Source organism: Streptomyces sp. NRRL B-24572 (assembly GCF_002156145.1).
Classification (GTDB): domain Bacteria; phylum Actinomycetota; class Actinomycetes; order Streptomycetales; family Streptomycetaceae; genus Streptomyces; species Streptomyces vietnamensis.
Genome location: NZ_MWIG01000199.1, coordinates 1 through 6,287, shown reverse-complemented (window position 1 = coordinate 6,287; position 6,287 = coordinate 1). Strand labels below are relative to the sequence as shown.

Here is a 6,287-nt window from a genome sequence, read left to right as displayed (position 1 = left end):
ATCGCCGACGCCGTCGGCCTCCAGTCCCCCGACCAGGTCCGCGGCCAGCGTCCGTACCGTCGGCGCGAGGTTCTCCACCGTCCTCGCTGTGAACGCCATCCGCACGAGCCCTTCCACACGCTCAACGACCACGGGCTGCTCGATCTGGAGGCGCCCGACCACACCCGGATCCGGCGGCTCGTCTCGAAGGCGTTCACACCGAGGACGGTGGAGAACCTGGCGCCGACGGTACGGAGGCTGGCCGCGGACCTGGTCGGGGGACTGGTCGCCGACGGCGGCGGCGATCTGCTCGCGCGGGTCGCCGAGCCGCTGCCGGTCGCGGTGATCGCCGAGATGCTCGGCGTTCCGGCGGAGGACGAGGAACGGGGGCGGCTGCGGCCCTGGTCGGCGGCGATCTGCGGGATGTTCGAGCTGAACCCCTCGGAGGAGACGGCCCGGCGGGCGGTCGAGGCCTCGGTCGAGTTCTCGGACTATCTGCGGGAGTTGATCGCGCGGCGGCGGAAGAGCCCGGGGGAGGACCTGATCTCGTCCCTGATCGCGGTGGAGGAGCTGACGGAACAGGAGATGATCTCCACCTGCGTCCTGCTCCTCAACGCGGGCCACGAGGCCACCGTCAACACCACGGTCAACGGCTGGTGGACGCTGCTCGAGCAGGACGTCCGGCCGGATCCCGAAAAGTTGTCCACAGCTGTGGAGGAGCTGCTGCGCTACGACACCCCGCTCCAGATGTTCGAGCGCTGGGTCCTCGACGACATCGAGCTCGGCGGCGTCACCATCCCGCGCGGCTCCGAGGTCGCCCTCCTCTTCGGCTCCGCCAACCGCGACCCCGCCCGCTTCGGCCCCACCGCCGACGTCCTCGACCTCGAACGGGCCGACAACCCGCACATCACCTTCGGCGCCGGCATCCACTACTGCCTCGGGGCCCCGCTCGCCCGCCTCGAACTGACCGCCGTCTTCGGCGAGCTGCTGCGGCAGGCGCCGGGTCTGAGGCTCGCCGCCGAACCGGTGTGGAAGCCGGGGTACGTCATCCGGGGCTTCGAGGAGCTGCTCGTGGAGCTGTGACCCGGCCCTTCGGCTCAGCATGCCTCCGCCAGGACCTGGCGGAGGCGGGTCGCGTACGCCTCCGGGTGGCTGGTGTTGCCGTTGTGTCCGCCGGGGAACTCCGCCGGCTCCTCGCCGACGAGCTCGGCCAGCGAGGCCGCGCACCGGCGGTCGAAGACGGTGCGCGGGGTGGTGCGGCCGACGGCGGGGACGATGCGCGTGCCGGTGTGCGCCAGCGCGGCGGGGTCCAGCGTGTCGTGGACGATCGCCGTGAAGTCGTGGCGGATGAAGTGGTCGAAGTTGGCGACGCGCAGGGCGTTCATCGGCTGGGGCGTCAGGCCGGGCTCGGCGTCGGTGCCGGTGGGGTCTATGCCCAGGGTCCGGGCGATCTCCGGCAGGACGACGGAGAGGCCTTCCCGGCGGTACAGGTCCTGGAGGGCGGTGAGCTCCTGCTCGTGGCGCGTGCGCTCCTCGGCGGGCAGGAGGCGCGGGGCGACGGGCTCGTGGGCCACGAGCGTGCGGATCAGCCCAGGGTGGCGCACGGCCGCGTGCAGCCCGATGACGGCTCCCATGCTGCAGCCGAGCATGAGGGCGGGCCCGTCGGTGAGGGTGACGAGGAGGCGCTGGACGTCGTCGGCGTGCTCGACCAGCGTCGCTCCCCGCTCCGGGGCGTCGAGCCGGCTGCGGGAGAGGCCGCGACGGTCGTAGGTGATCACGCGGTAGGAGTCGGTCAGCCGGGCGACGAGGTCGGTGCTGCGGTCGGCGTCGCCCTCGCCGCTCTGCGAGATCAGCAGTGTCGGACCGGCGCCCCGGACCTGGTAGTGCAGGACCGCCCCCGGAACGTCGAGCGTGCCCTCGGTCGTGGTCGTCGTGGTCGTCGTGGTCATGAGTCTCCCCCTTCGTGTGCGGAGGGCGTCGCGCCCCCTCGTCCTCCTCATCGACGTTATTCCATCCAACTCGATACATCAATCCCGATGAATCAGATTGGATGAATCGAGTTCGATGTATGTTGACGGGGTGAATGGAGCCGAACTGTTCCTCCTGGGCCGCGTCCTGATGAAGATCGGCGAGGACGCGCTGCCCGAGCCCCCCGGCGGCGAGGGCCGGTACGCCGGCAGCGCCCGGCTGGTGCTGATCGTCGCCGGTGACATCGCCGCCCACCCCGACAGCGCCGTCGGCGAGATCGCCGCACGGACCGGGCTGCCGCAGAGCCAGGTGTCCACGGCCGTGGCCAGGTTGAAGGAGGCCGGCTCGGTGGTGGCCGTGCCGGACCCCGCCGACCGGCGCCGGGTGCTCGTGCGCCCCGCCGCGGAGGCGTCCGAGCGGGTGGCGGAGGTGCGGGCCACCCGGATCGAAGGTGCGCTCGCCGCCGCGCTGGGGTCCGACGACCCGCAGCGCCTCCGGGAGGTCACGGAGGCGCTGGAGGTGCTGGCGCGCACGCTCATGCCCGCGTCGCGGGCCTGAGGCGCACAGGGGCCTCAGGTCAGCACGTCCCGCCGCCGCAGCCCCGCGAGCCCCGCCGCCGTCAGGGCCGCCGCCAGGGCCGTCAGGGCCAGGAGCGGGGTCCAGGTCATCTCCTGGCCGCCCGGCAGCTTCGGCAGGTGACCGAAGGGGGAGAGGTTCAGGACGGCCTGCGGCAGGCCGAGCGCCGGGCCGATCCAGCCGAGGGCCAGGCAGAGCCCGGCCACGCCCCACGCGGCGGTCGCGGCCTTCGGGGCCGCGCCCCAGAGCAGCACCGCGAGCCCGGCGAGCGTCCACACGGCGGGGAGCTGGGCGAGCGCGGCGCCCAGGACCGGGCCGAGGTCGTGCCCGTACGAGAGGGCCAGGCCGAGTCCGGCGAGGGTCAGGATCAGGGCGGAGCCGGCGAAGGCGATCACCAGGTGCCCGGCGGCCCAGCGGAGCCGGCCGAGCGAGCTCGCGAGGAGCGGTTCGGCCCGGCCCGAGGTTTCCTCGGTGCCCGGCCGCAGCACGGAACCGACTGCGTACAGCGCCGCGAGCATCCCGAAGAGGGACACCATCGTGGCGAGGAAGGCGTCGGTCAGGGCGCTCTGGCCGCCCATCCGCTCGAAGATCTCCCGGGCCCGTTCGTTGTCGCCGACGATGTCGGCCGCGCCCTCGACCATCCCGCCGAAGACGAGCCCGCCGAGCAGGAAGCCGAGCGACCAGCCGAGGAGCGTGCCGCGCTGGAGCCGCCACGCGAGCGCCCCGGCCGACGCGAGCCGCCCCTCCGCCGGTCCCGGCCGGGTCGCCAGGAAGCTCGCTCCGACGTCGCGGCGGGCGGTCAGCGCGTACGCCGCCGCCGTCTGCACCAGGACGGCCGCGAGGAGCAGGAGCAGCACCCACCAGCGCTCGCCGGCGAAGGCGCGGACGTGTTCGGCCCAGCCGACCGGCGAGAGCCACGTGAGGACGGACGAACCGTCGGCCGTACCGGCGTCCCCCGCCGCCCGCAGGACGAACGCCAGGCCCAGGACGGCGGCCGTCAGGCCCTTCGCGAGCCGCGCGCTCTCCGTGAGCTGGGCGGCGAGCGCGGCCGCCGTCGCGAAGACCATGCCGGTGCCGCCGATCGCCAGACCGAGGGCGAGCGCCCCGGCCGCACCCTGGCCGGCGAGGCCGCCGGTGACGACGAGGGCGACGGCCGTGTTGAGGGTGAGCGCGGCGAGGAGTGCCGCCGTCAGCGGGGCCCTGCGCCCCACCGCCCCTGCGGACAGCATCTCCTGACGGCCCGTCTCCTCCTCCTCGCGGGTGTGCCGGACCACCACGATCAGGCTCGCGACGGCGGCGAGGACCGCGCCGAAGGTGCCGAAGCGCCAGGCGACGAGCCCGCCGAGGGAGTCGCCGAAGACCGGCCCGTACATGGCGCGCATCGAGCTGTTGGCGGTCATGGAGGCGGCGAGCTCGGCCCGCTCGGCGGCCGTGCCGTAAAGACCCTCCAGGGAGTCGGCGCCGCTCGCGACCAGGCCGCCGGTGACGAGCGCCCAGACGGGGAGCATCACCCGGTCGCGGCGCAGCGCGAGCCGCGTGAGGACGCCGGTGCCGGCGAGGTTCATGACGCCACCTCGTCCGTGGAGCGCTCGTCCGTGTAGTGCCGGAGGAAGAGCTCCTCCAGGGTGGGCGGGGTGGAGGTCAGGCTCCGTACGCCCGAGGCGGTCAGGGAGCGGAGGACGGCGTCGAGCTTGTCGGTGTCGACCTGGAACTTCACGCGGCCGCCCTGCGCGTCGAAGCCGTGGACGCCGGGCAGCTGGGCGAGGCCGTTGGGCGGTCCGGCGAGTTCGGCGGTGACGCTGGTGCGGGTCAGGTGCCGCAGCTCCGCGAGCGAACCCGACTCGACGGTGCGGCCCTTGCGGACGATGCTGATCCGGTCGCAGAGCGCCTCGACCTCGCTGAGGATGTGCGAGGACAGGAGCACCGTCCGCCCCTGCCGGCTGGCCTCCCGCACGCAGTCCTGGAAGACCTCCTCCATCAGCGGGTCGAGGCCGCTGGTCGGCTCGTCGAGGACGAGCAGGTCGACGTCGGCGGCGAAGGCGGCGACCAGGGCGACCTTCTGCCGGTTGCCCTTGGAGTAGGTGCGGCCCTTCTTGGTGGGGTCGAGCTCGAAGCGCTCGATCAGCTCGGCGCGCCGGGCCCGGTCGAGCCCGGCGCCCCCGCGCAGCCGTCCGTACAGGTCGATGACCTCGCCACCGGACAGGTTGCGCCAGAGGGTCACGTCGCCGGGGACGTACGCGATGCGGCGGTGCAGTTCGACGGCGTCGGCCCAGGGGTCGCGGCCGAGGAGCTGTGCGGCGCCGGAGTCGGCGCGGAGGAGGCCCAGGAGGACCCGGATGGTGGTGGACTTCCCGGCGCCGTTGGGGCCGAGGAAGCCGTGGACCTCGCCGGTCTCGACGGTGAGGTCGAGGCCGTCGAGCGCGTGGGTGCGCCCGAAGGACTTGTGGAGTCCGACGACGCTGATTGCCTTCGTCATGCTTCAGAACGTACGGTAGTTTCACAAATTTGTGAAGTTAAGGAACCACGTAAAATCGGAGGATGGGTGAGAGCGAGATGACGAAGACCGACGGGGCCGACGGGACCGGCGACGAGGAGGTCTCCCGCTTCGTGGAACGTTTCGCCGCCGAGATGACCGCCGCCGGCATGCAGCGCATGGCGAGCCGGGTCTTCGCGGCGCTCCTCGCCTCCGAGACGGCCTCCATGACCTCGGCCGAACTCGCCGAACAGCTCCGGATCAGCCCGGCCGCCGTCTCCGGCGCGATCGGCTACCTCGCCCGGGTCGGCATGGTCGGCCGCGAGCGCGACCCCGGCACGCGCCGCGAGCGGTACGTCCTCCACAACGAGCTCTGGTACGAGACCTTCACCCGCCGCGACCAGACCCTGACCCGCTGGGAGAAGGTCCTCGACGAGGGCGCCGCGACCCTCGGGACGGACAGCACGGCGGGCCGCCGCATCGCGGAGACGGCCGAGTTCTTCGCCTTCCTGCACGGCGAGATGAACGGGATCATGGACCGCTGGCGCGCCCACAAGGACGCGCAGGGCACCCCCTAGCCCTCCAGCGGCGGGGCGAGCCGCTCCAGGAGCGTGGCGAACTCCGGCCGCCCGTCGTCCGCCCAGAGCGTTCCCGCCGGCCACAGGGGGCGCCCGCCGATCCAGGGCACGACGAACGGCATCCGGCCGTACCAGGCGAAGTCCTGCCAGCCGTGCAGGCGGACGACGCCGACGGGCAGGGCCGGAAGCCCGCGGCGCGGATCCTTCCGCGGACCGGGCCGAACCAGTTCGAGCACGGCCTCGGGCCGGGCGTGCAGGCCGCCGAGCGCCGGGAACAGCACGAGGACGGGCGCGCCGCCCTCGGGGTGGAAGAGCAGGACGTACCGGCGGAGGTGGGGCGGGTAGGAGACCGCGGCCCGGGCCAGCATCCGCGCGGCGGGCAGGCCGACGGTCAGCAGCCGGTAGCAGGAGTACACGAGGGCGCCCAGGACCAGGACGCCCACGGCACCCAGCTTCAGGGCGTCCGCCCCCGTGGGCCCGGTCAGCGCGACCGCACCCACAGCCGCGCAGAACCCGAACGCGACCAGCACCGGAGGCACCCCGGCGGCCCGCCGCAGCCCCCGCACCCGCCACCACGGCACCTCGCTCACGTCCGCCTCGGGGCGGAGCGCCTTGCCCTGGGCCCCCGGCCCGAACGGCTCGACCTGCCGACCTACGCCGTACTCGCCGCGCACGCTCAGCGGCAGGCCAGGCCCCAGGGCAAGGCGCTCCGC

7 protein-coding genes are annotated in these 6,287 nt (G+C 73.7%); 3 read left to right on the top strand and 4 right to left on the bottom strand.

Annotated elements, in window-relative coordinates:
- Window positions 1-1,062, top strand: a 1,062-nt coding sequence (locus CCN56_RS12750; protein WP_256961939.1) for a cytochrome P450, incomplete at its 5' end; no start/stop codon positions are given.
- 14 nt (window positions 1,063-1,076) lie between these two features.
- On the opposite strand, the gene CCN56_RS12745 is transcribed toward CCN56_RS12750, so the two are convergent.
- Complete coding sequence (locus CCN56_RS12745) at window positions 1,077-1,928, bottom strand: alpha/beta fold hydrolase (RefSeq protein ID WP_086826542.1); 852 nt, start codon at window positions 1,926-1,928, stop codon at window positions 1,077-1,079.
- 130 nt (window positions 1,929-2,058) lie between these two features.
- Between CCN56_RS12745 and CCN56_RS12740 the strand changes: the two genes are divergently transcribed.
- Entirely contained in the window at window positions 2,059-2,505 is a 447-nt protein-coding gene (locus CCN56_RS12740; protein WP_086826540.1) for a MarR family winged helix-turn-helix transcriptional regulator, read from the top strand.
- A gap of 14 nt (window positions 2,506-2,519) precedes the next feature.
- On the opposite strand, the gene CCN56_RS12735 is transcribed toward CCN56_RS12740, so the two are convergent.
- Both CCN56_RS12735 and CCN56_RS12730 read right to left on the bottom strand, forming a co-directional pair.
- The gene (locus CCN56_RS12735; protein ID WP_086826538.1) at window positions 2,520-4,088 is read right to left on the bottom strand and encodes an ABC transporter permease; all 1,569 of its coding nucleotides are present in this window, start codon (window positions 4,086-4,088) and stop codon (window positions 2,520-2,522) included.
- Window positions 4,085-4,999 carry an ABC transporter ATP-binding protein gene (locus tag CCN56_RS12730; RefSeq protein ID WP_086826536.1) on the bottom strand — a complete coding sequence of 305 codons (915 nt, stop codon included), beginning with the start codon at window positions 4,997-4,999 and terminating at the stop codon, window positions 4,085-4,087. The genes CCN56_RS12735 and CCN56_RS12730 overlap by 4 nt, the downstream gene beginning before the upstream one ends.
- Before the next feature lie 62 nt (window positions 5,000-5,061).
- Between CCN56_RS12730 and CCN56_RS12725 the strand changes: the two genes are divergently transcribed.
- Window positions 5,062-5,574: a GbsR/MarR family transcriptional regulator gene (locus CCN56_RS12725; RefSeq protein ID WP_086826534.1), complete on the top strand. Its 513-nt coding sequence runs from the start codon at window positions 5,062-5,064 to the stop codon at window positions 5,572-5,574.
- Here CCN56_RS12725 and CCN56_RS43150 read toward each other — a convergent pair.
- Window positions 5,571-6,287, bottom strand: a 717-nt coding sequence (locus tag CCN56_RS43150; protein WP_179199823.1) for a hypothetical protein, incomplete at its 5' end; no start/stop codon positions are given. The genes CCN56_RS12725 and CCN56_RS43150 overlap by 4 nt on opposite strands.

Bases quoted from the DNA above. Each gene is read 5' to 3' on its own strand.
- CCN56_RS12735 (WP_086826538.1), bottom strand. From the start codon at position 4,088: ATGAACCTCGCCGGCACCGGCGTCCTCACGCGGCTCGCGCTGCGCCGC.
- CCN56_RS12725 (WP_086826534.1), top strand. From the start codon at position 5,062: ATGGGTGAGAGCGAGATGACGAAGACCGACGGGGCCGACGGGACCGGC.
- CCN56_RS12730 (WP_086826536.1), bottom strand. From the start codon at position 4,999: ATGACGAAGGCAATCAGCGTCGTCGGACTCCACAAGTCCTTCGGGCGC.
- CCN56_RS12745 (WP_086826542.1), bottom strand. From the start codon at position 1,928: ATGACCACGACGACCACGACGACCACGACCGAGGGCACGCTCGACGTT.